This is a genomic window from Nocardioidaceae bacterium SCSIO 66511, from assembly GCA_023100825.1.
Classification (GTDB): domain Bacteria; phylum Actinomycetota; class Actinomycetes; order Propionibacteriales; family Nocardioidaceae; genus Solicola.
The window spans coordinates 3,711,575-3,737,555 of the sequence record CP095846.1 but is presented as its reverse complement, the minus strand read 5'-3'; the positions used below and the strand labels follow the sequence as shown (position 1 = coordinate 3,737,555).

At 66.8% G+C, this 25,981-nt stretch carries 28 protein-coding genes; 9 read left to right on the top strand and 19 right to left on the bottom strand.

The annotated features are described in order from the left end of the window. Window positions 1-19 precede the first annotated feature (19 nt). Window positions 20-847 carry an aldo/keto reductase gene (locus tag MU582_17725; GenBank protein UPK74260.1) on the bottom strand — a complete coding sequence of 276 codons (828 nt, stop codon included), beginning with the start codon at window positions 845-847 and terminating at the stop codon, window positions 20-22. 64 nt (window positions 848-911) lie between these two features. Between MU582_17725 and paaF the strand changes: the two genes are divergently transcribed. After that, window positions 912-2,210 (top strand): phenylacetate--CoA ligase, encoded by a 1,299-nt coding sequence (gene paaF / locus MU582_17720; protein UPK74259.1) that lies wholly within the window; start codon window positions 912-914, stop codon window positions 2,208-2,210. Between the two features lie 168 nt (window positions 2,211-2,378). Here the strand turns inward: paaF and MU582_17715 are convergent, their stop codons facing one another. After that, on the bottom strand, window positions 2,379-2,831 hold the full coding sequence (locus tag MU582_17715; protein ID UPK74258.1) for a hypothetical protein: 453 nt from the start codon (window positions 2,829-2,831) through the stop codon (window positions 2,379-2,381). Window positions 2,832-2,876: 45 nt separating this feature from the next. Beyond that, window positions 2,877-3,908, bottom strand: a complete 1,032-nt coding sequence (locus MU582_17710) for a hypothetical protein (protein ID UPK74257.1) — start codon at window positions 3,906-3,908, stop codon at window positions 2,877-2,879. Between the two features lie 21 nt (window positions 3,909-3,929). Between MU582_17710 and MU582_17705 the strand changes: the two genes are divergently transcribed. Then, on the top strand, window positions 3,930-4,931 hold the full coding sequence (locus tag MU582_17705) for a P1 family peptidase (protein ID UPK74256.1): 1,002 nt from the start codon (window positions 3,930-3,932) through the stop codon (window positions 4,929-4,931). On the opposite strand, the gene MU582_17700 is transcribed toward MU582_17705, so the two are convergent. From MU582_17700 to MU582_17685, 4 genes are all read right to left on the bottom strand, one after another. Further along, on the bottom strand, window positions 4,904-5,509 hold the full coding sequence (locus tag MU582_17700; GenBank protein UPK74255.1) for a response regulator transcription factor: 606 nt from the start codon (window positions 5,507-5,509) through the stop codon (window positions 4,904-4,906). The two genes, MU582_17705 and MU582_17700, sit on opposite strands and share 28 nt — an antisense overlap. Beyond that, window positions 5,506-6,621, bottom strand: coding sequence for a histidine kinase (locus tag MU582_17695; protein ID UPK74254.1), 1,116 nt, complete (start codon window positions 6,619-6,621; stop codon window positions 5,506-5,508). Before MU582_17695 ends, MU582_17700 begins: the two co-directional genes overlap by 4 nt. Further along, a complete protein-coding gene (locus tag MU582_17690) occupies window positions 6,614-7,051 on the bottom strand; it encodes a DUF6069 family protein (protein ID UPK74253.1) in 438 nt (145 codons plus the stop codon). The genes MU582_17695 and MU582_17690 overlap by 8 nt, the downstream gene beginning before the upstream one ends. Window positions 7,052-7,148: 97 nt before the next feature. Next, on the bottom strand, window positions 7,149-7,595 hold the full coding sequence (locus MU582_17685) for a MarR family transcriptional regulator (protein ID UPK74252.1): 447 nt from the start codon (window positions 7,593-7,595) through the stop codon (window positions 7,149-7,151). 81 nt (window positions 7,596-7,676) lie between these two features. Here MU582_17685 and MU582_17680 point away from each other — a divergent pair, with 81 nt between their 5' ends. Continuing rightward, window positions 7,677-8,303, top strand: coding sequence for an NAD(P)H-dependent oxidoreductase (locus MU582_17680; GenBank protein UPK74251.1), 627 nt, complete (start codon window positions 7,677-7,679; stop codon window positions 8,301-8,303). Window positions 8,304-8,321: 18 nt separating this feature from the next. Here the strand turns inward: MU582_17680 and MU582_17675 are convergent, their stop codons facing one another. Genes MU582_17675 through paaN form a run of 4 tightly spaced genes read right to left on the bottom strand, consistent with a single transcriptional unit; the run spans window position 8,322 to window position 12,615 of the window. Then, on the bottom strand, window positions 8,322-9,512 hold the full coding sequence (locus tag MU582_17675) for an MFS transporter (GenBank protein UPK74250.1): 1,191 nt from the start codon (window positions 9,510-9,512) through the stop codon (window positions 8,322-8,324). Further along, window positions 9,505-10,260: a DeoR/GlpR family DNA-binding transcription regulator gene (locus tag MU582_17670; GenBank protein ID UPK74249.1), complete on the bottom strand. Its 756-nt coding sequence runs from the start codon at window positions 10,258-10,260 to the stop codon at window positions 9,505-9,507. Before MU582_17670 ends, MU582_17675 begins: the two co-directional genes overlap by 8 nt. Window positions 10,261-10,313: 53 nt before the next feature. Next, window positions 10,314-10,931, bottom strand: coding sequence for a TetR/AcrR family transcriptional regulator (locus MU582_17665; protein UPK74248.1), 618 nt, complete (start codon window positions 10,929-10,931; stop codon window positions 10,314-10,316). Then, window positions 10,924-12,615, bottom strand: a complete 1,692-nt coding sequence (paaN, locus tag MU582_17660; protein UPK74247.1) for a phenylacetic acid degradation protein PaaN — start codon at window positions 12,613-12,615, stop codon at window positions 10,924-10,926. Before paaN ends, MU582_17665 begins: the two co-directional genes overlap by 8 nt. Before the next feature lie 153 nt (window positions 12,616-12,768). Between paaN and MU582_17655 the strand changes: the two genes are divergently transcribed. Both MU582_17655 and MU582_17650 read left to right on the top strand, forming a co-directional pair. After that, the gene (locus tag MU582_17655) at window positions 12,769-13,305 is read left to right on the top strand and encodes a hypothetical protein (protein ID UPK74246.1); all 537 of its coding nucleotides are present in this window, start codon (window positions 12,769-12,771) and stop codon (window positions 13,303-13,305) included. A gap of 595 nt (window positions 13,306-13,900) precedes the next feature. After that, complete coding sequence (locus MU582_17650) at window positions 13,901-14,740, top strand: Bax inhibitor-1/YccA family protein (protein UPK74245.1); 840 nt, start codon at window positions 13,901-13,903, stop codon at window positions 14,738-14,740. Between the two features lie 79 nt (window positions 14,741-14,819). Here the strand turns inward: MU582_17650 and MU582_17645 are convergent, their stop codons facing one another. Then, entirely contained in the window at window positions 14,820-15,776 is a 957-nt protein-coding gene (locus MU582_17645; protein ID UPK74244.1) for an SGNH/GDSL hydrolase family protein, read from the bottom strand. 101 nt (window positions 15,777-15,877) lie between these two features. On the opposite strand from MU582_17645, the gene MU582_17640 reads away from it, so the two are divergent. Next, entirely contained in the window at window positions 15,878-17,248 is a 1,371-nt protein-coding gene (locus tag MU582_17640; protein ID UPK74243.1) for a cystathionine beta-synthase, read from the top strand. Between the two features lie 21 nt (window positions 17,249-17,269). Here MU582_17640 and MU582_17635 read toward each other — a convergent pair whose 3' ends face one another. Genes MU582_17635 through MU582_17620 form a run of 4 tightly spaced genes read right to left on the bottom strand, consistent with a single transcriptional unit; the run spans window position 17,270 to window position 19,661 of the window. Then, window positions 17,270-17,896 (bottom strand): dihydrofolate reductase family protein, encoded by a 627-nt coding sequence (locus tag MU582_17635; protein UPK74242.1) that lies wholly within the window; start codon window positions 17,894-17,896, stop codon window positions 17,270-17,272. Beyond that, the gene (locus MU582_17630) at window positions 17,893-18,396 is read right to left on the bottom strand and encodes an SRPBCC domain-containing protein (protein UPK74241.1); all 504 of its coding nucleotides are present in this window, start codon (window positions 18,394-18,396) and stop codon (window positions 17,893-17,895) included. Before MU582_17630 ends, MU582_17635 begins: the two co-directional genes overlap by 4 nt. After that, window positions 18,393-18,731 (bottom strand): metalloregulator ArsR/SmtB family transcription factor, encoded by a 339-nt coding sequence (locus MU582_17625; protein UPK74240.1) that lies wholly within the window; start codon window positions 18,729-18,731, stop codon window positions 18,393-18,395. Before MU582_17625 ends, MU582_17630 begins: the two co-directional genes overlap by 4 nt. Window positions 18,732-18,770: 39 nt before the next feature. Next, the gene (locus tag MU582_17620; GenBank protein ID UPK74239.1) at window positions 18,771-19,661 is read right to left on the bottom strand and encodes a LysR family transcriptional regulator ArgP; all 891 of its coding nucleotides are present in this window, start codon (window positions 19,659-19,661) and stop codon (window positions 18,771-18,773) included. A 69-nt stretch (window positions 19,662-19,730) separates the two neighbouring features. On the opposite strand from MU582_17620, the gene MU582_17615 reads away from it, so the two are divergent. From MU582_17615 to MU582_17605, 3 genes are read left to right on the top strand one after another with little or no spacing between them, the layout of a single operon-like run. Then, a complete protein-coding gene (locus MU582_17615; protein UPK74238.1) occupies window positions 19,731-20,345 on the top strand; it encodes a LysE/ArgO family amino acid transporter in 615 nt (204 codons plus the stop codon). Between the two features lie 21 nt (window positions 20,346-20,366). Further along, window positions 20,367-21,305: an LLM class F420-dependent oxidoreductase gene (locus MU582_17610; GenBank protein ID UPK74237.1), complete on the top strand. Its 939-nt coding sequence runs from the start codon at window positions 20,367-20,369 to the stop codon at window positions 21,303-21,305. Window positions 21,306-21,341: 36 nt separating this feature from the next. Beyond that, window positions 21,342-22,256 (top strand): iron-siderophore ABC transporter substrate-binding protein, encoded by a 915-nt coding sequence (locus tag MU582_17605; protein UPK74236.1) that lies wholly within the window; start codon window positions 21,342-21,344, stop codon window positions 22,254-22,256. Window positions 22,257-22,347: 91 nt separating this feature from the next. Here MU582_17605 and MU582_17600 read toward each other — a convergent pair whose 3' ends face one another. The 3 genes from MU582_17600 to MU582_17590 form a co-directional block, all read right to left on the bottom strand. After that, on the bottom strand, window positions 22,348-23,715 hold the full coding sequence (locus MU582_17600) for an N-acetylmuramoyl-L-alanine amidase (protein UPK74235.1): 1,368 nt from the start codon (window positions 23,713-23,715) through the stop codon (window positions 22,348-22,350). A 94-nt stretch (window positions 23,716-23,809) separates the two neighbouring features. After that, the gene (locus MU582_17595) at window positions 23,810-25,279 is read right to left on the bottom strand and encodes an NAD(P)/FAD-dependent oxidoreductase (GenBank protein UPK74234.1); all 1,470 of its coding nucleotides are present in this window, start codon (window positions 25,277-25,279) and stop codon (window positions 23,810-23,812) included. A 108-nt stretch (window positions 25,280-25,387) separates the two neighbouring features. Next, complete coding sequence (locus MU582_17590) at window positions 25,388-25,981, bottom strand: DUF4333 domain-containing protein (protein ID UPK74233.1); 594 nt, start codon at window positions 25,979-25,981, stop codon at window positions 25,388-25,390.

The following is a 25,981-nucleotide window of genomic DNA, read 5'->3' as shown; positions in this document are numbered from 1 at the left end:
GCCGTACAACCCGCGGTGGTCAGAACTCCTCGTGGGAGTCGGGATCACCGCCGAGGCGGCGCCCGTCATCGAGTCCGGCGATCGCTTCCAGGTCGGCAGGGGTGAGGGTGAGCTCGGCGGCCGCGAGGTTGGCCCGCATGCGCTCCGGATCGGCCGACTTGGGGATCGGTGCGGCGCCGATCGCGAGGTGCCAGGCGAGAACGACCTGGCCGGCGGTCGCGCCATGTGCCTCCGCGATCTCGGTGATCACGCGGGATTCGAGCAGATCCGACCCGCGACCGAGTGGGCTCCAACTCTGGGTGACGATCCCGTGCTCGGTGTCGTACGCGCGTTGTTCGGCCTGCGGGAAGAACGGATGCAGCTCGATCTGGTTCACCGCGGGAGTGACGCCCGTTTCGGCAACGATGCGGTCGAGGTGGGCGGCGGTGAAGTTGGAGACGCCGACAGATCGGACCAGACCGCGCTCCTGCAGTGCAAGAAGCGCCCGCCACGAGGCGACGTACGCGTTGACGCGGGGGAGCGGCCAGTGGATCAGATACAGATCGACGTAGTCGAGGCCGAGGCGCTCGAGCGACGACTCGCACGCCCGGATCGCCGAGTCGTACCCCTGCTCATCGCCACGCAGCTTCGTTGTGACGAACAGGTCTGCACGCGGTACGCCGCTCTCGGCGATCGCGCGGCCCACGGCGTCCTCGTTCTCGTACTTCGCGGCGGTGTCGATCAGCCGGTAGCCCGATTCGATCGCCGTGCGTACGGCGGTGGTGCCCGCAGCGCCCTTCAACGGCCAGGTGCCGAAGCCGATCGCGGGCATCGTGCGTCCGTCGTTCATCTCGATCGAGGCAGTCATGTCCTCATTATCGCGTTCGCAGATCGCCGTACGATTGGCCCACGCCGACGAGCGAGGAGCGACCATGCAGGACCTCAGTCCTAAACCCGCAGACCTCGAGCCGATCGAGACCGCGTCGATCGATGAGCTGCGTTCGTTGCAGCTCGAGCGGCTGCGCTGGTCTCTTGGTCATGCGTACGAGAACGTGCCGCACTACCGGCGCGCGTTCGACGACCTCGGCGTGCATCCGGAGGACTGCAAGGAGCTCTCCGACCTCGCGAAGTTCCCGCTGACGGGCAAGGCCGAGCTCCGAGACAACTACCCGTTCGGCATGTTCGCGGTGCCGCGTGAGCAGGTGTCACGCGTACACGCGTCGTCGGGTACGACCGGCAAGCCGACCGTCGTCGGATACACGGCCGAAGACATCGACATGTGGGCGCAGCTGATGGCGCGCAGCATCCGCGCCTCCGGCGGCCGAGCCGGCGACATCGTGCACGTCGCGTACGGGTACGGGCTCTTCACCGGCGGGCTCGGCGCGCACTACGGTGCCGAGAAGCTCGGTTGCACGGTTGTCCCGGTGTCCGGCGGGATGACCGAGCGCCAGGTCGGTCTGATCGTCGATTTCGAGCCCGACATCATCATGGTGACCCCCTCGTACATGCTGAACATCGTCGATGAGATGCACCGACAGGGCGTTGACCCGCGTACGACCTCGCTCAAGGTCGGCATCTTCGGTGCCGAACCCTGGACCGACGAGATGCGTCGCGAGACCGAGGCCCAGCTCGATATGCATGCGGTCGACATCTACGGGCTGTCGGAGGTGATGGGTCCCGGAGTGGCCAACGAGTGTGTCGAGACCAAGGACGGCCTCACTCTGTGGGAGGACCACTTCTACCCGGAGATCCTCGACCCGATCAGCGGCGAGGTGCTGCCCGACGGCGAACGCGGTGAGCTCGTGCTCACCTCGCTCACCAAGCAGGCGATGCCGGTGGTGCGCTACCGCACCCGAGACCTGACACGTCTCCTGCCGGGCACCGCGCGGACGATGCGCCGGATGGAGAAGATCACCGGACGTACCGACGACATGATCATCCTGCGTGGCGTGAACCTCTTCCCGACCCAGATCGAGGAGTTGATCCTGCGTACCGAACAGCTATCGCCGCATTTCCAGTGCGTGCTTACGCGGGCAGGTCGGATGGACTCCATGACGGTGCTCGTCGAACGCCGCACAGAGGCGCCGCTGGATGCGGCGATGCGGGTCGGCGCAGACCTTCGTACCTGGATCAAGAACCAGATCGGAGTGAGCGTCGAGGTCGACGTCGTCGATCCGGAGACGGTGGAGCGCTCCGTCGGCAAGATGCGGCGGATCGTCGACCGTCGCTGACCTACTAGTGCCCTGCGTTTAAAGTACCTTGACGTCTTTCGGCGCCCAGGCGGCGCCCCGCGGCGTCCTCGTCGTCGGAAATAGGACCGACTATGGCCGTCCTCCTCGTCCTTGCGGATGCATCCACCTGGACGACGCCTTCCGTAAAGCCACTTCAAACGCAGGACACTAGGAGTCTCGACCCGCGTCGAGTGCACCGACGATCTTCTGCAGCCCATCGATCATCGCCGCGTACTCGTCGTCACTCAGTTGCGACCTCATCGCGCGATGCGCGGCGCCGTTGTTCGCTCTGGCGGCCTCGAGCAGCTCTGAGCCCGTCGGGGTGATGACGAGCCGCTCATCGACGACTCGCACCGCGGCTCGATCGGCGAGTTCGTCGAGTTCGGCGGCGAGCGCACGCCCCTCCTCGACGTCGCTGTACGGCTGCAGCTCATTGATGAGCTCGTCGCGGGTCCACGAGCGAGCGGAGTCCTCAACTCGTCCGAGTACCCACCACTGCGGCTGGGAAAGACCAGCCTCCCCGAGGGATGCGATGAGGCGGGCAGAGACGCGTCGGTACGCCTCACCGGCCCAATAGCCGATCGGTTGACCGACGAGCGCTGCCTTGGTTTCTGCGTCCACTGGTCGTCCTTCATAGAAATGTGCACTGCTGACAACGGAAGCTCATCAAGTGGACTTGAGGTCAAGCGGCCGGCTGTCAGGACGAGCGTCGATGAGTACGAGCAGACCGGTGATCGCCAGTGCGATACCGCTCATCCCGCTCGCTGCGTTGACGAACGACTCGAATCCGGTCTGATCCATCGACGGTAGACATACGGCGGCGAATGCGGCGCCCGAGCCGGTCCAGGTCGCGGCTATTGCGCCGAACATCGAACCAGAGCGGCGCTGCCGGACGAGTGAGTACACCCCGACCGCCCCGGCCACGGGCAGCAATCCCCTGACGAACACGAAGGTCCGCTGCGCAACGGTTTCGAAACCGGACGGCCCGGCGAACGCGTCGGCGTCGATCGTCCAGAGGACGTAAACGGCCGCCAACAGTGCCGTGACGACGAGCGCGGTGCGTGCCATCAGTAGCTGCAGGTCGTACGTCGATCCCGCCACGAGGTTCCGACCACGCAGCCGAAACACCCAGGGCCAGCGGTGCCTGATGTGCAAGACGAATGCCCCGATCAACAACGGCGTCTGGGTGATGAACCCGCCATAGACCACGGCGAAGACCCAGCCGTGCAGTCCGCCGTCGTCGGGGGCAGGTGCGCCGCCGGCGATTCCCTGCGCCGCGAGGCCGAGCGGCAGACCGAATGCGAACGGCGCGAGGAGTCCGGTGCCCACCCAGACCGGACCGAGCAGCAGCAGGGGTGGGATGCGGCGTACGAACGTGAGTCCCACAACGATCCCGACCGCGCTGAGCTCCATGCCGAGCGTGATCACGTTGCCGACGACCGTCGACGTCTCATGCATCAGGTCTGCCGCCGCAGCGTCTTCGGTGCCGATATCGGAGCCGAGGATCCAGAGGATCTTCAGCGCTGCGTACGGAGCGCACGCAACGGCGGCGGCAATGCAAATGGTGAGTCGAGCCCGGGACGGCTTCGTCGGCTGTGTCGGCTGTGGGTGGGTGAGCGTCATAGGAAGAGCGTCGCTGCGCGTCGACTCGGATGCCTCCCTCGCCGGTGCGAACTCGCGTACATCGCAGGTACCCATGTGCGGGCTAACGTACGTGCCATGCGAGCAGGCGATCTGGGTATCACCATCGGAAGTCTCGAGCGTGGTCCGCGCAACGCGATCACCGACGTCGAGGGAGTGCTCGTCGGCCATACGACCTTGGCGTCCGATGACGTACGCAGCGGGGTGACGGCGGTCGTGCCGGCGGCACTGACGGCGGAGCGTACGACGCTGCCGGCCGGCCTCGCTGTCGGCAACGGGTACGGCAAGTTCATCGGCGCCACCCAGCTCGACGAGCTCGGCATGATCGAGACTCCGATCCTGCTGACCAGCACGCTGTCGGCATTTCGCGTCGCCGACGCGCTGGTCGCGTACGTACTCGAGCTGCCTGCACACCGCGAGACGACCACCCTCAATCCGGTGGTCGGTGAGACCAACGACGGCTATCTCTCCGACATTCGGTCGCGTCCCGTCGGCCATGAGGACGTCGTCGCGGCAATCGACGGTGCCGGTGAGGAAGTCGCGGAAGGCTGTGTGGGCGCCGGGACCGGTACGGTCGCGCTCGGCTACAAGGGCGGCATCGGCACAGCCTCACGTCGGGTCGCAGTATCCGGTGAGACGCATACGGTCGGTGCGTTGGTGCAGTCCAACTTCGGCGGCACTTTGACGGCTGCCGGTGTGCCGCTGCCGGCAGATCGGCTGCTGGCGACGGCTCCACCGGAGCCGGATGGCAACTCCTGCATGATCGTCGTCGCGACGGATGCGCCGCTGGATGCGCGACAGTTGCAGCGAGTCGCCCGACGAGCCGTGTATGCGATGGCGCGCGTCGGCGCCAGTTACTCGAACTCCAGTGGTGACTATGCGATCGCATTCGGTACGCACGGCCGGCCGCCCGACGACACCGAGCTGGACGAGCTCTTCGCTGGCACGATGGACGCGGTCGAGGAGGCCCTGCTGAACTCGGTGTTCACCGCGGAGACGACGTACGGCTATCGCGGGCGTGTCGCGTACGCGGTGCCCCTGGACGGGTTGCTTCAGAGCCAGCCCTGGTCGCGCGCGTAGAGCGCGGCCTCGATGCGGGTACGACTGCCGGTCTTGCCGATCGCGGCCGACAGGTAGTTGCGGACCGTGCGCTCGGAGAGGTGGAGACGCCCGGCCAGGTCGGCAACGGGTGATCCGTCGACGGCCTGGGCGAGTACGCGGCGCTCGCCGTCGGTGAGCGGGTTACTCGGGGCGAGTCGTGCGTCCTCGGCAAGCGCGGGATCGACCACCGTCGAACCAGCGACGACTCGGCGAACGGCCTGCGCGAGGTCCTCTACGGGATCGTCCTTCACCACGAACCCGCGTACCCCGACGTCGAGAGCACGCCGCAGATAGCCGGCGCGCGCGAACGTCGTGACGATCATGACGGCGCATTCGGGGGCTTTCGTACGCAGGGCGGCTGCGGCGTCGATGCCGCTCATACCCGGCATCTCGATGTCGAGAACGGCGACGTCGGCACGGTGTTCGCGTACTGCGTCGACCACCAGGTCGCCCCTCCCGACCTGGGCGACGACCGAGAGATCGTGCTCCATGTCGAGCAGAAGTGCGAGGGCGCCCCGCATCATCGCCTGGTCTTCTGCGATGAGTACGCGGATCATGGTCGGGCTCCTGTCGTGGCGGGCAGGGTCGCCGCGATGGAGAATCCCTGCTCTCCTGCACCGGCGACCAGCTCGCCGCCGGCCTCTGCGAACCGCCGGTACAAGCCTTCGAGGCCGCTGCCGTCGTTGGGTGAGTGCGGGGTCGGTGACCCGTTGTCCGCGATGCGCAGCTCGATCAGGTCGTCGCCGCGCCGGAGCCCGATCGTGCAACGTGTGCAGTCGGAGTGGCGCAGCACGTTCGTCGTCGCCTCGCGTACGGCCCAGCCCAGAAGCGCGTCCTGGCCGGGTGCCACCGGAAGTGCGGGTGCGTCGACCGTGAGCTCGACTTCGCCGCTGCGTAGGGCTTCTCGGGCGCGCTCGACCTCCGCCGAGAACGACGTCTCGCGATAGCCGCGAACGGTCGCGCGTACGTCATCGAGCGCATCGCGGCCGATCGACTCGATGTCGGCTGCATGCTCGCCTGCGGCCGCGGTGTCGTCGGGGAGCAGTCGGCGCACGGCCTGCGCCTTAACGACCATCAGCGACAGGCTGTGGCCGAGTACGTCGTGCAGATCGCGCGAGAACCGCTCGCGCTCGGCCGAGACTGCATTGCGCGCAAGGGCATCGCGGGTTGCGTTGAGCTCGGCGATCGTGGCGAACAGCCGCCAGAAGACGAAGGTGCCGAAGCCGGCAAGTGCCAGACAGAGCGTGGTGACCCACAGGTCCGACCACGGTGCTCCTGCGTACGAGTCGGCCAGGGCCCAAGCGGTGGTTGTCGCGATGACCGCGACCGGCACCCAGCGAGCGGTGAGCGCAGCACTGGCCAAGATCGCGAGCAGACAGTAGAGGGTGTACCAGTCGCTCACATCGTCGAACGTCACGGCGACGGTTGCGGCCGCCTGAACGCCGAACAACAGCGGGGCCGAGGAATGCCGACGCGCACTGGCGGCGATCGCCGCGACGTTCGAGGCGGCGACCACCGCCAGGCCGATCCAGATCGCCGCTCCCGCATCGCTCTCGTACGCATGCTGGGCGGCCCCGATCAGGATGATCGGGCTCCAGATCGCGATCGCGATGAGCGGTTGACTACGGCTCGCCCAGCGCAACGTTGGCCGCCGTCGGCATTCAGCCATGTACGCCCCGCTGCCAGGTCAGGCAGCCGAGCGCGAGCGCGGCGGCGACGGCCAGATGCATGCAAGCGAGCGTAATGCCGGCAGCGGCGTTCGTCGCCCCCGCCGGGCCGAGCAGCGAGATCGCGAGTACGACGATCGCGGAGATCCGCCAGGCGCGGTCGGATCGGCGGGTCCAGTGACGCAGCGCGAGCAGCCACCCGATCGCGGCGAGCCCGATGACCAGGGTGCCGGTGAGCACCATGCCGAGGTCGATCGTCTGCGTCGAGTCGCCCGTACGCGCCGCGAGGTCGATCCCGGCGACCGGCACTGCCACGACGTACACCGCGGTCGCGGCGACCTGCGCCGCGAGCACCGTCCACCAGCGCGGTCCGCGAGTCCGAACGTCGGCGCAGGTGCAGGTCGAGTCTGCTGTGGCTTGGTAGTACGTCATTGCTGTCCTCCGTTGTCGGCGCCGGGCGGTCCGGCGTGGAGGTATGACAGTAGGGGCGTACAGCCGCTCGGAGCAGAGACAAATGTCCTGACTGCGTCTACTCCTTCGCCTCCAGGACGCGTTCCAGTACGGCGGTGAGCCTGCGCAGGTCGGCGTTCGTCACGTCCCGCGGGAAGAGCGACTCGATCCGCCGTACGTATGGCGGTGCGGCGCGCCGCTGACGGGAGCGCCCATCCGCGGTGATCACGGCGTACGACGATCGCTTGTCAGCCGGGTTCGGCGCCTTCTCGACGAGGCCGGCGTCGACGAGCTCGTCGACCACCCGGCTGATCCGGGCGCGGCTCAGCACTACCCGGTCTGCGAGGTCGCCCAGGCGCAGTCGGCCGGTCGGCTCGGCGGCGAGCTCCAGCAGCACGTCGTACCAGGCGAGAGGCATGCCGGCGTTCACGCGTACGTCTTTGTCCAGCTCCGGGACGAATGCCGCGTGTACGCGCAGGATCGACCCCCACGCATCGGCTGAGAGCTGACGTCTGGTCTGAGCCATCTATGCAGGCTAGCCGTCTGTTGTGTGCGCTCGCAACTATTGTTAGTGTGTGCGCACGCACATAAAACACTTGGAGAAGCGATGAACAAGCTGATGCACATCTCGGCGTCCCCACGCGGGGCCGAGTCGCAGTCGCTCGCACTGGCGGCGACGTACGTCGAGGAGGTTCGACGCCGATACCCTGCGATCGACATGGAGACCTGGGATCTCTGGGACGGCTCCCTGCCCGAGTTCGGACCGGAAGCGGTCGCGGCCAAGATGGCGATCTTCGGAGGTGGGCAACCGACAGGTGGACAGGTGGCTGCGTGGAACGACGTCCGCGCAGCCTTTGAGCGCTTCGACTCTGCCGACGACTACCTGTTCTCGGTGCCGATGTGGAACGCCGGGGTTCCCTACGTCCTCAAACGGTTCATCGATGTGGTCAGCCAGCCTGGAATGGCCTTCTCGTTCGACGCCGATCACGGCTACACGGGCCTGTTGCTAGGAAAGCGCGCGACCGTGATCTACACGGGCGCGGTGTACGGCGAGGACCGGTCGCCGGCGTTCGGATCCGACTTCGCCCAGCCGTACTTCGAGGACTGGCTGCGGTGGGCGGGGGTCAGCGACATCCGTTCGGTGGCGTTCCGGCCCAACCTCGTCGACCCGAATGTCGCGGTTCGGCGCGCCGTCGCCGCCGACCAGCTCGCCAAGCTAGCCGCTGAGCTCTGAGCCGAGTAGGTGACGGCGTCACGTACGCGTGTCGACGCCGCCGTCGAATGCAGTGCTCGACCGAATGGCGACGGCAATGGTGGCCGTGAGTACCGGGAGGATGAGCAGCGCCGTCGACAGACCGATCACGTTGGCTAGATAGCCGATCAGCGGCGGACCGCACATGAACCCGGTCCAGCCGATCGCCGCAACCGTCGCGATCGAGGACCCGGCCGAGTCTCCGCCGAGGCGTCCCGCAGCGCTGAACGCAGTGGGTACGACCAGTGCGAGGCCGACTCCGAGGCAGCCCAAGCCGATCAGTGCGACGTACTGGTTGTCGACGAGTAGCGCAACCAGCATGCCGACGGTCGCGACCGCCGCGCATGCAGACAGCAGGTCTCGCGGTGGGAACCGGAGCATCAGCCGGTTGCCCGCAAGTCTCAGCGTCAGCATCGCAAGGGAGAAGACCGCGAAGCCGAGCCCGGCGTACGTCGGCGATGAGCCGATCTCGTCGTGGAGATAGACAGCCGACCAGTCTGCGGCCGCGCCCTCGCTGATCATGCAGGCGAACGCGACGGCGCCGAGGATGAGAACGGTGGGCGTGAACGTGCGCTGTTTGCGAGGGGTGTCCGGTGCGGCGGCGGACTCCGGGTCCGGCAGCATCCGCATGGTGAGGGCGCCGACGACGGCGAGGACGATCAGGCCTTCGACGGCGAGCTGGGGTGTGAGCCCGACTCCGATGGAGACGCCGAGCGTACCGATGCCCGCGCCCACGAATCCGCCGATACTCCAGGCGCCGTGCAGTCCGGACATGATCGGGCGGCCGATCGTACGCTCGACCGCGACGCCTTGGGTGTTCATCGCCACGTCGAGCGAACCCTGGAACGCGCCCCACAGCAGGAGCGCGGCGAACAGGCCGAGACCCGATCCGGCGAGCCCGACGGTGAGGCCGGTGAGGGCGTAGCCCAGCAGGGTGAACCGGACGACCGTGGCGCTACCCAGGCGGGGCAGGAGCCAGCCGACCCCGATCGTGGCCAGGATCGAACCGACCGGTGCGCCGAGCAGCGAGGTGCCGAGCCCGGCATCGGTCAGCCCGATGTCGTCCTTGACCTGCGGGACATGTGCGGTCCACGAGGCGAACAACATCGCATGTGCCGCGAAGGTGGCCGTGACCGCGATCCGGGGCAGCCTGCCGACCGACGAGGCGACGGCGGCGGGGCGCTCAGACACTGATCACCTCGACACCGGCCGCGCGGATCCGGTCGAGTTCGTCGCTCGGCGCGGTCGCGTCTGTGACGACGACATCGATCTCGCTCACCGAGGCGACGACCGCCATCGCCGTACGCGCGAACTTGCCGCCGTCGACGAGGGCAACGGTGCGTGCTGACGACTCGATGGCGGCCCGCTTCACCGCCGCGTCGGCGACGTCGTGCGCCGTCGCGCCGGTGTGGGTCGAGAGTCCGCAGCAGGTCAGGAGCATGGTGTCGAAACGCAACGCAGCAAGGCTTTGCTCGGCGAGCGGACCGGTGACCGAAAGCTCGCCGGGTCGCACGGCGCCGCCAGGAAGTAGTAGGTCGATGGCTTGTCCGCTCACGAGCTCGTTGACCGCGTGCAGTGACAGGGGCATCGCCGTCACTCTTCGGCCTGCAATCGCTCTCGCGGCCGCGACACCGGTTGTGCCGCTGTCGACGACGATCGTCTCGCCATCGCGGATCAGCTCGGCGGCCGCGGCGGCGATGCGCTGCTTTGCCGCGCCCGCCTCGGCCTCGCGCATCGCGTACGGTGGCTCCTCACCGCGCATGAGCGTGCTGATCGCTCCACCGCGTACGCGCCGGAGAACGCCGGCCGCGGCAAGCTCGTCTAGGTCGCGGCGGACGGTCACCTCCGAGGTATCCAGCAGGTCTGCGAGCTCGCGTACCTCGACCCTGTCCGTAGTGCGCAGCCGCTCCAGGATCTGCGCGTGGCGGGTCGAGTTCATTGGTCGATCGTACACGACTTACTTTCGTACGAAAGCCTGCCTTGTTCGTTCGGTCAGGTACGCAGGCCATCGAAGGCGAGCGTTGTGATGTGTGCGGCCAGTCGGTCGACCGACTCCGCTCGCCGGGACTTGGGGCGGTACCACTCGATCAGCGAGTTGACCAGGCCGAGAAGTAGGCGCGCCGTCGTCGCGGCATCGAGATCGGATCGCAGATCGCCGTCGCTGATCGCATCGCGGACGAGCCGGGCGATCACTTTGTCAAAATCCCGACGGCGGTCGAGCGCCCAGCGTTCGGTGTCTGTGTTGCCGTGTACGCGCAGCAGCAAGGTGACGTACGGGAGGCGTTCGGTGAGGACCTGGACGGCACGGGCGATCACGTACTCGAGCCGGTCGACCGCGCGACCCTGGCTGGCGTCCGGCTCGTCGATGATCGCGAACAGCGGATCGACCGCATGCTCCAGCGCCCGCCGCAGGAGCTCCTCCTTACTGGAGACGTGGTGGTACAACGACGATTTGGAGAGCCCGGATGCGCGGGAGAGATCCTCCATGCTGGTGCCGTCGTAGCCGTGCTCGGTGAACACCCGGGCTGCGACGTCGAGCAGCTTGGCTGCGTCGTACCGCGGGCGCGGCTCGCCCGACGGGAGGACCTTCGGCCGCGATTGTCTACTCATTCGGCGCGTGCCGCCGGGTCCCGATGAAGCGGAAGCGCCCGGCGACGAAGTGACCGTCGACGTACGTCGCATTGGCGGCGGGGTTCGCGCCTGTCGCGTGGAAGTCGGAGAACGCCGCCGTCTGGTTGACGAACACTCCACCGGTGAGGTTCTCCGACAATGCGACGCCCGCGTCGAGCGCCGCCTCGCGTACACGCTGGAGGTACGCCTCGTCGGTCGAGTAGACGCCCGCGGTCAGGGCTCCTTGCTCCTTCGTCAGGTCGGCGAGGACTGTTACGGCTTCGTCACGGTCGGCCGTCTCGACCAGAAACGACACTGGCCCGAAGCACTCCTGGGTGTACGTATGGTCGTCGGAGGTCTTCGCGAGGAGTACGACCGGCGTGTAGATCCGGGCATCAGGCCACTGGTCGACCTTGACCGGACGGTTCGCGATCGCCAGGTCGGGGCTCGCGGCGGCGGCGTTCAGTCGCTTGGCGACGTCATCGCTCACGATGCCGCCGAGCAGGCCGGCGGCCTTCTCGTCGTCGCCCAGCAATTGGTCGAGCGCCTCGCCGAGGTCGACGGCGAACTCGGCGCGGGTTTTCGTACCCTCGTCGGTCGAGATGCCCGCGGCGGGGACGAGGATGTTCTGCGTCGTGGTGCACATCTGGCCCGAGTAGAGGCTCAGGGTGAAAGCGAGGTTGCCGAGTGCAGCCCGGTACGAATCGGTGGACTCGAAGATGACCGAGTTGACCCCGGCCTTCTCCGTGTAGACGAGCGCCTGCCGGGCGTTGCGTTCGAGCCACTCGCCGAACGCCGTGGATCCGGTGAAGTCGACGATCCCGATATGCGGGTCGAGCGCGAGGTCGGCGGCGAGATGGTCACCGTCGTCCTCGGGTGCGAGGAGTACGACATTCGGGTCGAAGCCGTACTCCGACAGCACGTCACGGGCGATCGAAACCGTGATCGCGAGCGGTAGTACGGCGTGTGGGTGCGGCTTCACGATCACGGTGTTGCCGGTCGCCAGGCTGGCGAAGAGACCCGGGTACGCGTTCCACGTCGGGAACGTGTTGCAGCAGACCACCAGGCCGATTCCGCGTGCGACCGGGGTGAACTCCTTCTGCATCCGCAGCGGCGGACGCTTGCCCTGCGGCTTCTCCCACAGAACCGTGGCCGCGTGCCTCGTCTGCTCAGTGAGCGCGTACGCGACCGCCTCGAGGCCGCGGTCCTGAGCGTTGGGCCCGCCGGCCTGGAATGCCATCACGAACGCCTGCCCCGACGTGTGCATGACTGCATGGGCAAGCTCGAAGCTGCGGTGGTTGATGCGGGTCAGGATCTCGGTGCACACCGAAGCGCGCTGCTCCGGTGTTGCCGAACGCCAGGCGTACTTGGCATTCTGCGACGCCTCGACGAGCTGGTCGACGCTCGCGCGTTCGTACTGCACGCCGAGGTCGAGGCCGTACGGTGATGCCTCACTGCCCACCAGCGTGCCGTCGGTCGGCTGGCCGAGCTCGAAGGTCGAACCCAGCGCGGCGCGGAACGCGTCCTCGCCGGCTGCCGCGGCTTCGTCTCCGTAGACGCGCGGGCTCGGCGACTCCGGGAACGCAGAGAAATACTCGCGCGTGCGCGCCGCGTGCTGGGCGTTCTCGAGGAGATCTGCATGCTTGGCAACGAGGGCGTCGATATCGGCGGGAGCGGAGTTCATGGAGTCCTTCGGGTAGCGAGAGCCGTCGTCAGGCAGCATAGAACCGACCGATCGGTCGGGCAAGGTGCACCGGACTGGCCGACTTGTGGCCCGTCGTCTCCTCTACGCTGGGCGCGCTTGCCGTTGCTCGCTGCCAGTCGAGGAGAGATCTCCATGGGACGCCGCCTGTCCGCCGTCATCTGCGCCGCCGTGCTGGCGCTCGCCGTCGCCGGGTGCGGCGATGATTCCGACGACGAACCGACGACCGAGAACACGTCGCAGTCCGATCCGACATCCGAGGACGACGCCGACGACACGACCGAACCGGCCGACGACGCCGAGGACACCACCGAGGACGACGACGACCACAAGGGCAAAGGTCACCACAAGCACAAGAAGAACAACAAGGATGACGACGACGCTGAGGATGACGGTGACGACAACGGGGCCATCCCCGACGACCTCGAATCCGACGAGCCCGACGACCCCGACGATCTGCCGATCGACGCCCAGGTCGTGCTCGATACCTGCGAGTCGGTCGAGCCGAAAGACACCTGGCCGGGAATCGACGAGGTGTCCTTCGACGGCGGCGATGAGAACGTCGTCGCCACCGCCGACGTGGAGATGAAGGGCGGCCAGACGCTCACCATCGTCTGCGACATCTCCGGGACGGATGCCAATCCGCAGGTGAACGTGTACAACCCGATCTAGGGCTCTGCTGCCTTTCCCGGCTCGTCCCGGCGACTACCCGCCTGCCCGATTCCGGATCGCTCTCGGCTTTCCTCGCTACTTCGGCTTGGAAAAGACGCGGCGACGCGCGGACGCGCCACGCCAATTCGGTTGCTTGGCGGGTTTCCCGGCAACCTTAATATGCGTTCGGGGTAACGTTCGGTTTCGGTGTCACTCCAGTACCGGTGGTCGCTGGCGTACCAGCGGGCACGGCAACCTGTCACTTTGCACGGTGTGGCTGCCGTGCAAAGTGGAGTTTCACCATGTTTACTTGGTAAACCACCACCGCCGACCGCGCAAAAGCCGACCAGAATGAGTTAGCCGGCAAGCAAGCCGAGCCACGTAGCTTCGGCTCCCGCGTCGCCGCGTCTTTTGCCCGACCGGAGCAAGTGGGAGAGCCGACAGCGGGCGGAACCGGGCAGGCGAGTAGTCGAACCAAAGTAGAGCGGGACAGCCGGTCGGCATCCGACTCGTTGCATAGATCGCCTAGTTCTACGGGGATGAACCATGGGTCTTCAACCGTTGGATAGGGTGTAGTCACGCCCCGACAGCGGGATCGCCCCCTCACGGAGGAACCATGCAGAGCAACAACCCGGTATTCGCACGGAGCGACGGGTTCAACGGCACAGCGACCCAGCAGTCGGCCGGATACACCGACCCGTCCAGCTGGTCGATCGACCTCGGCGACCACGGCAGTCCGCAGGTCACGCCGCGGATGACCGTCGAGACCGTCGTACAGCGCACCGCGATCACGTTGGCGCTGGTCGCGTTGTCGGCGTTCGCCACCTGGCTGTTCATCGGCCCGCTGGTCGACGGCGCGACTGTCGACCAGGACGCGGTCAACCTCACCTACACGCTCGCGTTCGTCGGGGCCATCGCCGGCTTCGGTCTCGCGATGGTGAACTCGTTCAAGCGAGTCGTCAGCCCCGGCCTGGTCATTGCGTACGCGATCGTCGAGGGCGTCTTCATCGGCGCGCTCTCGAAGACGATCGTCTCGTTCATCGGCGGCGACACCTCGATCGTGGCGCAGGCCGTGCTCGGTACGATCGCCGCCTTCGCCGGCACGCTCACCGTGTACAAGGTCTTCAACATCAAGGTGACCGACAAGTTCCGTCGTGGCGTCATGGCAGCACTGTTCGGATTCGTCGCCGTCGCCCTGTTGAACTTCGTGCTCAGCTTCTTCGGCGCCGACTTCGGCTTCCGCGACTTCAGCATGTTCGGCCTGCTGGTCAGCTGCGTGGCCGTCGTGATCGGCGTCCTCTGCCTGATCCTCGACTTCGATTTCGTCGAGCGCGGCGTCGCCGCGGGGCTACCGGAGCGCGAGTCGTGGCGAGCGGCGTTCGGCCTCACCGTGACCCTCGTGTGGATCTACATCGAGATGCTGCGCATCGCGGCGATCTTCGCCAGTGGCGACTGATAGTCGCCCAGTCACGTAAGTCGGGCCGCCCGGTCGAAATGACCGGGCGGCCCGATTGCATTTCGGCCGCCAGAGAAGCTCAGCGACGAATACGTCTGATCACCGCCGACCGCCCGCTGTGCCAGCGCTTCGTGCCGGAAGGTACGCGGGACATCTCGGTGCCCGAATGCTGTGCGGCCTGGCGGGCAGCGGACCCAACCGACAGCACTCGGCTCGGCGTGTGGGCCACCGCGTCGTCGTCTGCGATCTCGTGACCGCTCGCTCGTGCGATCGCCGGGAACATCACCGCAACCATGCTCGCGTAACCGGTCTCGGACGGATGGAACTTGTCATCGCTGAAGAACACCTGCGGTGCTTGTTCGAAATCGCGGCCGAGCAGGCTTCCGAGCGACACGGATCGACCGCCCGACTCGACGACCTCGACCGCCTGGCGGGCCGCCAAATGGCGACTCCACATCCGTGCGAACGAGCGCAGCGGCTGCCGGATCGGCTTGATGGTGCCCAGGTCGGGGCACGTCCCGACGACGACTTCGCAGCCCGCCTCGCGCAACCGGCGAACCGCCTCGCCGAGTCGGCGAACCGACTCCGAGGGCAACACCGAATGTGTGACGTCATTGGTGCCGACCACGATCGCCGCGACATCGGGTCGGTACGTGAGTGCGCGATCGATCTGGCCGTCGAGATCGGACGTCTGTGCGCCGACGAACGCATGGCACACCGCGCGTACGGGTCTGCCGCACAGACCCGAGAGCGCGTCGCCGATCAGGGCCGCGGGTGTATCGAGCCCGTTGCTGACTCCATATCCGGCGGCTGCGGAGTCACCCAGCATGGCGAACCCAAGGACGTCGCCGGCGAGCTCGCGGCCGTAGACGCCGTCACCGGATGGTGGCTTGCCGTTGGCGTCGCCGATCGTACGACGGGCGAGACCCGCCTCGGTCTTCATCACTCCCCAGAGGGCGCCACCGAGCAGGCCGACACTCCCGCCGCCGTAGGCGGCGGCGAGTGCGAGTCGGCGGGCTGCTCGATTGGTCTGCATACCTCAATGATGCCCGATCGGACCGACAAACCGCAGCGAATAAGTACGTACGACATGGCAGTGTCTGACGCCGAGAACCACTGCGCCGTAAGGTACTCGGTGTGGACTACGTTGACTCGCTACTCGACCTCATCGGTGACACCCCGCTCGTCCGGTTGAACCAATCGACGCGCGGAGCGCCCGGCACGATTCTCGCGAAAGTCGAGTACCTCAATCCAGGCGGCAGCGTCAAGGATCGCATCGCGACCCGGATGGTCGAGGCCGCCGAACAGGACGGCTCGCTGAAACCCGGCGGCACGATCGTCGAACCGACCAGCGGCAACACCGGCGTCGGGCTCGCGATGGTCGCGCAGCAGAAGGGTTACCACTGCATCTTCGTGTGCCCCGACAAAGTCAGTGAAGACAAGCGCAACGTGCTCAAGGCCTACGGCGCTGACGTCGTCGTGTGCCCGACCGCGGTGCCGCCCGAGCATCCGGACTCCTACTACAGCGTCTCCGATCGGCTCGTCGCGGAGACCGAAGGCGCGTGGAAGCCGGACCAGTACTCGAACCCGAACAACCCGCGTTCGCACTACGAGACCACCGGCCCGGAGATCTGGGAGCAGACCGAGGGGCGCATCACCCACTTCGTTGCCGGTATCGGCACCGGCGGCACCGTGAGCGGCACCGGCAAGTACTTGAAGGAGAAGAGCGACGGTCGGGTCCAGATCGTCGGCGCCGACCCGCACGGGTCGGTGTACTCCGGCGGCACCGGCCGCCCGTACCTGGTCGAAGGCGTTGGCGAGGACTTCTGGCCGACGACCTACGATCGCGATATCTGTGACCGGATCATCGAGATCAGCGATAAGGACTCGTTCCTGACCACCCGTCAGCTCGCCCGCGAGGAAGCGATGTTGGTCGGTGGCTCGGGCGGCATGGCCGTCGCTGCGGCCGTACGTCTGGCCGAGGATCTGCAGGATCCCGACGCGGTGATCGTCGTGTTGCTGCCCGATGGCGGTCGCGGCTACCTCACCAAGGTGTTCGACGACGAGTGGCTCGGACGCTACGGCTTCTTGCCCAAGGGCCAGGAGCGTACGATCGGCGAAGTGCTGCGAGGTAAGGACGGGTCGCTGCCCGATCTGGTCCACACCCACCCGCACGAGACGATCGCCGAGGCCGTCGCCACGCTACGCGAGTACGACGTGTCGCAGATCCCGGTGCTGAATGCTGAGCCGCCGATCATGGCCGCCGAAGTATCCGGCGCGGTGAGCGAGCGCGAGCTGATGGAGGACATCTTCGCCGGGAAGGCTCAGCTCGCCGACACGGTCGAGATGCACCTCGGTCCGCCGTTGCCGACCATCGGTGCGAGTGAGCCGATCGCGGAGGCAGTATCGGCGCTGGAGTCGGCCGACGCCGTACTGGTTCACGAGGACGGTATGCCGGTGGGCGTACTCACCCGACACGATCTGCTCGGTTTCATCAGTCAGGGCTGACCCGCCGACGTACCTCCACCGTCAAGCCAATGCCGTGACGCCTTGGTAGTCGGCGAGCGTCGGTTGCTCGAGTACCTCGTATTCGAGCAACACGAGTCCGCCGGGCGTGACCGCGTGCTCGACCAGGTGCAGACCAGTGGCGGTGTCGGGACGGGTGAAGAGGCGTCGGCCGCTGCCCACGACGACCGGTGCGACCACGAGCCGCAACGTGTCGACAATGCCCGCGGGCAGCAGAGCGCCCGCCAGGCGTGAGCTGCCGTGGATCTGCAGCTCCCTGCCGGGTTCGGATTTGAGCGCGGCAACCGACTCGACCGGGTCGCCGGGCAGGACCGTCGTCGGTGACCAGTCACCGGCGGTCATCGTGTTGGAGACGACGTACTTCGGTAGAGCGTTCATGCGCTCGGTGAACGGATCCTCGGGGTCGGTGATCTGCGGCCAGTCGCGGGCGAACGCCTCGTACGTACGCCGGCCGAGGAGCAGCCCGTCGGCGAGGTCAAGCCACGCCGATGCGCGTTGCACGAAGGCGTCGTCGAGATGCGGTACGAACCAGCCACCGAAGCGGAAGCCGTCGCTGACGTCCTCGTCGGCGGACCCAGGGCCTTGGCTCACACCGTCGAGCGAGACGAACTGCGTCACAGTGACCTTCATGCGCGTACCTCACTCTCGACGAGCGTCGCCAGCGCCTCGGTGACCGATCCCCAGCCGTCGAAGAACCCGAGCTCCTCATGGCGCGCCCGATCGGCCGGGCTCGCGTGCCGCACGATTGCGCGGTAGTCCGTGCCGTCCGGGTGGTCGTCGAGCCGGATCTCGGCGGTCATGGACACCGGAGCCGGCGGAGCCGGGCGCCATCGGCTGGTGACTGCGTTCGTGAACACCAATCGGCGGTTCGCCTCGACGAGCAGGTACGTCGCGTCCGTGTGCGGTACGTACTCGATGCCGTCCTCGCTGAGCTCGGTGACGAATGCGCCACCGGGCTGCGCATCCAGTCGCGAGACGCGCGCGACCGTCGGCGCAGGCGTCCACCATCGGGCCAGGAGGTCCGGCTGGGTCCAGGCCTTCCAGATCGCCTCGCGTGGTGCGCGGATCACTCGCGTGATCGTGAGGTCGAGCGTCGGGTCGAGATCGGGTACGGCGTTTGGGTCGCTCACTGCGGCTCCTTGGTTTCGGTGGTGACGAGGCGTTCGAGACGGTCGGTGCGTTCTTCCCAGATCTGTCGTTGCTCGACAAGCCAGGCATCGACGATCGTGAGACGCTCGCGGTTGAGCAGGCAGGTTCGTACTCGCCCGGACTTCGTAGTACGGATCAGACCGCTCGCTTCGAGCGTGCGAACGTGTTTCATGAACGAGGGCAGGGTCATGGCGAACGGCTCTGCGAGCTCCCCGACGGTGGCCGGGCTTCGGCCGAGTCGCTGCACGACCGCCCGACGGGTCGGATCGGCGAGCGCGGTGAGCACATCGTCCAGTTCGGTCAAACACTGTGCCATGAAGCAAAGTGTTACAGGTCAGAACATTTAGCGCAATGGCTAAGTGTCATTAAGGGCAACGGCGGCATGCTCACGTACCTCGTCGGTGAGCGTGCGCAGCAACAGCGATTCGAGTCGCCAGTGCTGCCAATAGAGGGGTACGTCGACATGCTGGTCGTCGAGGCGTACGAGGCCGTCGGGTCGACTCGCCTCGTCGGGCCGGAGATCCTGCTCGGGCACGAGGCCCCATCCGAGACCTAGGCGGACCGCCTCGTTGAACGCCGCCGATGACGGGATGAAATGGATCGGCGGGCTCGCAACGCGGCGGGTGATCGTACGCAGGTACCTTTGCTGCAAGCCATCCGAGCGATTGAAGTTCAGCATCGGTGCGTGCGCCAAGGTGGCGCCGAGCGGCCCATCGAGATAGCGGTCGACGAACCCTTGTGAGGCCATCGGCAGGTACCGCATCGAGCCGAGAGGTACGGAAGCGCACCCTTGCACCGGTGCTGGCTCGGCGGTCACCGCGGCCATCACGGACCCGTTGCGCAGCAGCTCGGCAGACTCGCCTTCGTCCTCCTTGTGTACGTCGAAGACGACGGCGTGCTTCGCTGCGACGGCCGCGAGCACCGGCAGGAACCAAGCGGACAGGGAGTCGGCGTTGACTGCGACCGGCAGACGCACGCGTACGTCATCGGCGCCGCGCAGCTCGGCGGCGGCCTCCCGCTCGAGCAGCTCGGTCTGCTCTCCGAGTCGGATGAGAACGTGTCCCGCCTCGGTTGCCGTGGACGGACGACCGCGCCGCACCAGGATCTGCCCGGACGCGTTCTCCAATGCCTTGATCCGTTGGCTGACCGCCGAAGGGGTCACATGCAGCTCACGGGCTGCCGCGTCGAAGCTGCCCGTACGTACGACCGCAGCGAGCGCGGCCAGTTGATGGCGATCCCAGGTCATGAAGTCAGGCTAATGCAACTGTAGAAACATTAGCTGGTATTCACCGCCGGGAACGGCGATGCTCGAAGCGTGCTCCTACCCCTCGTCATCGGGTTCGCCACGTCGGCCGGTCTGATCATCGCGATCGGCGCCCAGAACGCGTTCGTCCTTCGCCAAGGGCTACGGCGCGAGTACGTGGCGGCCGTCGTGATCGTCTGCGCCGCCGCGGACATGATTCTGATCAGCGCGGGGATCGCCGGTCTCGGTGAACCGTTACGCGCGCATCCGGGACTGATCGACGCGGTCCGCTACGTCGGTGCAGCGTTCCTGTTGGCGTACGGGCTGCTTGCGGCGCGACGCGCACTGCGCCCGGGAGAACTGGTGGCCGCCGGGGGTCCGCGCGACTCGCTTCGCGCAGTGGTGTTGACCTGCCTCGGGCTGACCTTCCTCAATCCGCACGTCTACGTGGACACTGTGCTGATGCTCGGATCGATCGCCAACCAGTACCAGTCCGGTGAGCAGTGGTGGTTCGGCGCGGGCGCGATTGCGGCGAGCCTGACCTGGTTCGTCTCGCTCGGCTGGGGTGCGCGGCTGCTCGGGCCGCTGTTCTCGCGCCCGCGCGCCTGGCGGGTACTCGACGCCGGGATCGCGGCGGTCATGTTCGGGCTCGGCGGCTGGCTCGTCGTCGGTGGTCCGGCCGCCTGATCCATACGGCAGAGTGGGCATATGGACCTACGAATCTTCACCGAGCCACAGCAGGGTGCGACCTACGACGATCTGCTCCGGGTGGCGCAGGCAACCGAGTCCCTCGGATTCGATGCGTTCTTCCGCTCCGACCACTACCTGGGCATGGGCACCGAGGGCCTCCCCGGTCCGACCGATGCGTGGACGACGCTCGCGGGGCTGGCCCGCGACACATCGACCGTCCGACTCGGCACCCTGATGACCTCGGCGACGTTCCGCCTACCGGGGCCGCTCGCGATCGCCGTGGCCCAGATCGACCAGATGAGTGGTGGCCGGGTCGAGCTCGGCATCGGTGCCGGGTGGTTCGCCGAGGAGCACCGCGCGTACGCGATCCCGTTTCCCGACGTACGAGAGCGCTTCGATCGGCTGGAGGAGTCGCTCGCGGTGATCACCGGGTTGTGGGAGACCCCGCTGGGCGAGCGGTTCGCGTACGCCGGGGAGCACTACCAGGTCGAGGACTCACCCGCTCTGCCCAAGCCCGTTCAGTCGCCACGCCCGCCGGTGCTCATCGGCGGCAACGGCGCCAAGCGTACGCCCGCGCTCGCGGCCCGATACGCCGACGAGTTCAACCTGCCGTTCGGCTCGCTCGACGACGCCCGCACCCAGTTCGAGCGGGTACGTACCGCATGCGCGGCCGTCGGACGCGACGCAGACTCCCTCACGTACTCGAACGCACTTGTCGTGTGCTGCGGTGCCGACGACGTCGAGGTGCGACGTCGTGCCGACCGGATCGGGCGCGATCCGGAGGAGCTGCATCGCAACGGACTCGCGGGTACGCCGGGCGAAGTCGCGCAGCGGATCGCAGAGTTCGCGGACGCCGGGTCGCAGCGCATCTACCTGCAGGTGCTCGATCTCGAGGATCTCGACCACCTTCACCTGATCGCCGACGAGGTCGTGCCGCAACTGCCTCAACCCGTGTGATTTGATTAGGCTCACCTAACTTACGAAAGGGTGAGGATGATCAATCGCATCGGCCAGGTGGTTGCCGCCGCCATGCTCGTACTCGGCGTCGCGGCGTGCGGGGATGACTCGGAAGCGGACGAGGGGGCCTCGGAGTCGACCCATCCGGTCGAGACCGCGAACGGCACAGTTGAGGTGCCCGAGGACCCCGAGCGGGTCGTGGTGCTGGACACCGGAGAGCTCGACGATGCGCTCGCACTCGGCGTCACACCGGTCGGTGCCGTCACGACCGATGTCGACTCGGAGTTCCTCAGTTACCTCGGCGACCGCACCGACGGAATCGAGACGGTCGGAACCATCGGCGAGCCGAACCTCGAGCAGATCGCCGCGCTCGATCCGGACCTGATCCTGTCCAGTACGGTGCGTCACGCCGAACTGTACGACCAGCTTTCCAAGATTGCGCCGACGGTGTTCTCCGGGAACATCGGTGAGACGTGGAAGCAGAATCTCGAGCTACATGCGGAGGCACTCGGACGCGAGGACGAGGCCGATGAGCTGATGGCCGCGTACGACGCGAAGGCCGCGAAGGTGGCCAAGGCGCTGCCCGACGACGCGGTGGTGAGCCTCGTGCGCTTCCTTCCCGACCAGACCCGGCTCTACTCCGACAAGTCGTTCTCCGGTGTGATCACCACCGACGTCGGGGCCGAGGTGCCGTCGGCCGCGCGCGGCGCAGACACCCATATCGAGCTGTCGCCGGAGAAGCTTGGTCTCGCCGACGCCGACTACGTGCTCACCTCGACCTACGGTGCCGCCGACGACACCGACCGCGCGGAGATCACGTCCAGCGGGCTGTGGACGAACCTCGCACCGGTCAAGGACGGGCGTACCACGGAGATCGACGACGACCTGATCACCGGGATCGGCATCCTCGCCGCGAATCTGCTTCTCGACGAGTTCGACAAGGCCTTCTAGCGCAGGCACATCGAGCAGAGATGACTCGACCCCGAACCCTGTGCGGGTTCGGGGTCGAGTCGTTCCTGGAGCCGGGGGGAGCCCCAGGAAGTCAGCAGGTCGGCACGTCGGGCAACTTGTGGTTCGGGTTCGAGATGAAGATGTTCGAGATGAACCCGCCTTGGCCCTTCAGCTTCGACCACCAAGGTCCACTGTAGCCGTTGTACTCGACGTTCTCGCCCTCCTTCTGGCACAGCACGCGTACGTTCGTCGGACCCGACAGGGTAGTGACGACGTCGGACTGCGTGTTTGCATCGGCGCGTACGTTGACGTCGTTACCCCACGTGGAGAACGCGATGCCGTCGTCGGGGTCTGGCTCCTCGCCGTCGTTCACGTACGACATGTACAGATCCCAGTCCCAGTTCGGGCCCGGGTCGGTGTGGTCGTTGCCCGGAACCTCACTGTGGCCGACGATGTGCTCGCGATCCTTGGGGATGCCGTTGTCGTCGGCGATGTTGGCCGTGAGTGCGGCCGACGAGCGGTACATCACGTCGGTGAACCATGCCGGGTCGTCGACATAGCCCTCGTGCTCGATGCCGACGGCGTACGAGTTGGCGTCACGAGCGTGCCACGCGGTGTCTGCCTCACGGACCATCTGGGTGATCTCGCCGTCGCTGGAGCGGATCACGTAGTGGGCTGACACCTGGGCCGCGGGATCCTGGAACCACGAGATGCTGCCCGCGTACGAGCCCTGGGTCACGTGCAGGACGATCGAACTGATGGCGGAGCTGCGGCCGGACGAGTAGTTCGACGTACTGGCCGGAACCCAAAGGGCGTCCGGGTAGTCGTCGGACTGCGTCCCGACGCCGTCGGCAACGCGAAGACCCGCGTACGCGCCGCGCTCGGCACGTATCTTGTGGGTCGCCACCGTGACGCGCTCGCCGCCTGCCTTGTGGGTGAATCCCGTGCGCAGGTTGTCGAAAACGGCATCTGCCTCGAGCTTCGCGCCGTACTTGGTCTGACCCCGCGCGTACCTCGCGAGCGGTACGTACCACTGTGCGAGGTCGCTGCGATCGGACCCATCGAGTCCGGCGCGATCGGCGATCTTGCGCAGAACGGCCGCGGCCCCGTCGATGTTGGCGGTCGCGTCGGTCTTCAGATCCTCGACACTGTGGTCGGTCAGACGTGCGGCACGCCGGAGGTTGTTGTTGTCGGCGTTCGACTCCAGGTGCATCAGGCCGTAGCCGTTGTCCTGGCTTGCTCCCTCGTGGTGGACCAGTCGGCTCTCGGTGTATCCGAGCGAGGCGAGTACGTCGCGCGGCACGTCGTACGTCGAGGCCGCGGACGCGAACGCGTCGTTCAGTGACTCATCGGTGGCCGGGGCGTCGGTCTCCGCGCTGGCAAGCCCGCTCGCGACCAGGGCCGAGCAGCCGACGAACGCCGCAGTCGCGGCGAAGGTCAGTCCTCTACGTTTATGCATGGTGGTCCGATCCTCGTGATTGCTCCTTGGCCACCATGCCTACCCCGCGTCACGCACCGTCAAACCCGCGCGGCGGAGGACGTCGGAGCAGACGTCAGCTCGCGCGACCGAACTCGTACTCGTTCTCGCGGAACCTGCGAGTGTCTGCCCAGTACTTGAAGGTGAAGTACGGCCATACGGTCACCGGGCGGCCCTTGTCGTCGAGGTACCAGCTCGAGCAGCCCGAGTCCCACACGCTGCCCGACAACTTGGAGCGAACCTTCGAAGTGAACGCGCGCTCGGCTTCGGGGCGTACGTCGGCGAAGTCGTCCCCGCGTGCGGCGGTCGCCTTCAATGCGTTCACGATGTACTCGACCTGGCGCTCGATCATGAAGATCATCGAGGTGTGGCCGAGGCCGGTGTTCGGCCCCACGAGCAGGTAGAAGTTGGGAAACCCGGAGACGCTGATGCCGAGGTGCGCGGACGCGCCGTCCTGCTCCCAGTTCTCGGCGAGCTCCGTTCCGCCGCGGCCGACCACCTTGGCTCGGGTCAGGTTGCCGACGACGTCGAATCCCGTGCCGTAGATGATCGTGTCGACCTTGCGCTCGGTGCCGTTGCGGTCGACGACGCCGTCGCGCGTCACCCGGTCGATGCCGTCGGTGATGAGCTCGACGTTGTCGGCCGTGAGCGCCGGGTAGTAGTCGTTGCTGATCAGCAGTCGCTTGCAGCCGACCTCGTACGAAGGTGTGACCTTTGCGCGGAGCTCGGGGTCGTCGATCTGCTTGGCGATGTGCCGCCGGGCCTGCAGGTCGAGCGGCTTCATCAGCCGTGGGTTCACCGCGAAACCGAGTGCGCGCAGCTCGAGCGCCCAATAGATCGTGTTGCGCACGACCCGCTGTGCGATCGGGAGTCGCTTGTAGAGGCCGCGTTCGAGGCTCCCGATCGGACGATCGGGCTTGCCGACGATCCAGGACGGTGTGCGCTGGTAGACATCGACCTGTGCGGCGTACTTGCGGATCTGCGGGATGAACTGCACCGCGCTCGCGCCCGTACCGATCACGGCGACGCGTTTGCCGCTGAGATCGTGTTCATGGTTCCACTCGGCCGAGTGGAAGGTCGTTCCCTCGAAGGTGTCGAGGCCGTCGAGCTCGGGATAGCGAGGAGTGTGTAGCGCCCCGAACCCGGCGATGACGGCACGCGCGGTGTAGCTGGTGCCTTGCGCGGTAAGGAGATCCCACGTCGCGGACTCTTCGTCCCAAGCCGCACTGGTGAGCTCCTGGCCGTACCTGAGGTGCGAAGCGAGGTCGTACTTGTCGATGCAGCGGCGGATGTAGGCCCAGATCTCCTCCTGGGGTGCGAACATCCGGGTCCAGTCGGGGTTCTGCTCGAAGGAGTACGAGTAGAGGTACGAAGGGACGTCACATGCGCAGCCCGGGTAGGTGTTGTCGCGCCACGTACCGCCGAGGTCGTCGTCCTTCTCCAAGATGACGAAGTCGGTGATGCCGGCCTGCTTCAACCGAATCGCCGCGCATACGCCGGCGAACCCGGATCCGACGATGACTACTCGGTGGGTGCTCTCGCTCATCGAGCCTCCTCTGTATATGACACGAAGAATGTAACATCGGATGGCGACAGGCATCAATGCGCTGTACCTGTGGCGGCGCTCACGCGCTTGCGGAACGCCGCGTCCGGGTCAGCCCTGGTCGAGGGGCTCGTCGTCGACGGAGAAGTCGAGGCTGAACTTCGGCCCGTCCATCGCCGTGACCTCAGCGGTCAGGCCGTACTTCGTCTCGTCACCGGCGACTCCGAGTACGCACCGTGTCGTCGCTCCGACCTCGCCCGGCAGGTCGTCGGGGCAGGTGATCTCGGGACGCTGGCCGTACTTAGACTCCAGCGCGTCTTCGGCCTGGCGTGCGACCTCGTCGGCGAAGATAGTGCCCTCGCCCTCGCCGGGACGGTAGTCCTCGCTGCTGAAGTCGAGGTTGGCGTCGTCACCGTCGACCGAGGAGACCGTCGCCTCGACGGCGTACTCGGTATCGTCATCGCCGACCCGCATGACGCAGGTCGTGCTGTCGCCCTCTTCGGCGCTCAGGCCGTCGTCGCAGGTGATCGAGGGTTCGGCATCGACCTTCGGCGCGAGCGCCTCCTCGGCCTTCGCAGCAACGTCGGAGGCCGAGATCTCACTTCCCGTACTGACCTCGATGCCGCCGCAGCCTGCGAGCAGCACGACAAGAACGAGCGCCGCCGACACCTCAGCGGCGCGTCTCCCTCGCGTGCGCTCCCTCAT